The organism is Acinetobacter sp. 1125_18A, from assembly GCF_052824985.1.
Map to the genome: position 1 here is coordinate 1 of NZ_VTDG01000037.1, position 1,957 is coordinate 1,957.

The 1,957-nt window shown below is 50.0% G+C and carries 2 tRNA genes and 1 rRNA gene; all 3 read right to left on the reverse strand.

The window, feature by feature from the left end:
* The 3 genes from FY049_RS22115 to FY049_RS22125 all read right to left on the reverse strand — a co-directional run bounded on the left by FY049_RS22115 (position 1) and on the right by FY049_RS22125 (position 1,795).
* Positions 1-76 (reverse strand) — tRNA-Ala (locus FY049_RS22115).
* Between the two features lie 44 nt (positions 77-120).
* Positions 121-197, reverse strand: a tRNA-Ile gene (locus FY049_RS22120).
* A gap of 59 nt (positions 198-256) precedes the next feature.
* Positions 257-1,795 (reverse strand): 16S ribosomal RNA (locus FY049_RS22125).
* Between the last annotated feature and the right edge of the window lie 162 nt (positions 1,796-1,957).

Genomic DNA, 1,957 nt, shown 5'->3' on the forward strand with positions numbered 1-1,957 from the left:
TGGTGGAGACTAACGGAGTCGAACCGTTGACCTCCTGCGTGCAAAGCAGGCGCTCTACCAACTAAGCTAAGTCCCCAGCTTAAGATCTTAATATATCTGCTCTTCTGTGTTCAGTAGACTTGGTGGGTCTGACAAGACTTGAACTTGTGACCCCACGCTTATCAAGCGTGTGCTCTAACCAACTGAGCTACAGACCCTCAGATACATCAATGAAGAACAACTTGTTGTGGATTCTTACCAATCGTCAATCTTTCGTTAAGGAGGTGATCCAGCCGCAGGTTCCCCTACGGCTACCTTGTTACGACTTCACCCCAGTCATCGGCCACACCGTGGTAAGCGTCCTCCTTACGGTTAGACTACCTACTTCTGGTGCAACAAACTCCCATGGTGTGACGGGCGGTGTGTACAAGGCCCGGGAACGTATTCACCGCGGCATTCTGATCCGCGATTACTAGCGATTCCGACTTCATGGAGTCGAGTTGCAGACTCCAATCCGGACTACGATCGGCTTTTTGAGATTAGCATCCTATCGCTAGGTAGCAACCCTTTGTACCGACCATTGTAGCACGTGTGTAGCCCTGGTCGTAAGGGCCATGATGACTTGACGTCGTCCCCGCCTTCCTCCAGTTTGTCACTGGCAGTATCCTTAAAGTTCCCACCCGAAGTGCTGGCAAATAAGGAAAAGGGTTGCGCTCGTTGCGGGACTTAACCCAACATCTCACGACACGAGCTGACGACAGCCATGCAGCACCTGTATGTAAGTTCCCGAAGGCACCAATCCATCTCTGGAAAGTTCTTACTATGTCAAGACCAGGTAAGGTTCTTCGCGTTGCATCGAATTAAACCACATGCTCCACCGCTTGTGCGGGCCCCCGTCAATTCATTTGAGTTTTAGTCTTGCGACCGTACTCCCCAGGCGGTCTACTTATCGCGTTAGCTGCGCCACTAAAGCCTCAAAGGCCCCAACGGCTAGTAGACATCGTTTACGGCATGGACTACCAGGGTATCTAATCCTGTTTGCTCCCCATGCTTTCGTACCTCAGCGTCAGTATTAGGCCAGATGGCTGCCTTCGCCATCGGTATTCCTCCAGATCTCTACGCATTTCACCGCTACACCTGGAATTCTACCATCCTCTCCCATACTCTAGCTTCCCAGTATCGAATGCAATTCCCAAGTTAAGCTCGGGGATTTCACATCCGACTTAAAAAGCCGCCTACGCACGCTTTACGCCCAGTAAATCCGATTAACGCTCGCACCCTCTGTATTACCGCGGCTGCTGGCACAGAGTTAGCCGGTGCTTATTCTGCGAGTAACGTCCACTCATCTTGGGTATTAACCAAGAGAGCCTCCTCCTCGCTTAAAGTGCTTTACAACCATAAGGCCTTCTTCACACACGCGGCATGGCTGGATCAGGGTTCCCCCCATTGTCCAATATTCCCCACTGCTGCCTCCCGTAGGAGTCTGGGCCGTGTCTCAGTCCCAGTGTGGCGGATCATCCTCTCAGACCCGCTACAGATCGTCGCCTTGGTAGGCCTTTACCCCACCAACTAGCTAATCCGACTTAGGCTCATCTATTAACGCAAGGTCACAAGTGATCCCCTGCTTTCCCCCGTAGGGCGTATGCGGTATTAGCATCCCTTTCGAGATGTTGTCCCCCATTAATAGGCAGATTCCTAAGTATTACTCACCCGTCCGCCGCTAGGTCAGTTACCGAAGCAACCTCCCCCGCTCGACTTGCATGTGTTAAGCCTGCCGCCAGCGTTCAATCTGAGCCATGATCAAACTCTTCAGTTAAAAATCATTAGTGACTTAAGGTCACAATTCTGGCTCATCAATGTACTGACAAATTCTCTCAAATAAACTTCGAGTAATTTAAACCAATCAATCAATGATAATATTTCGATCAATCAATCAGTAAAAATCCACACAAGTTGTTCTTCATATTCTCTTAATGAT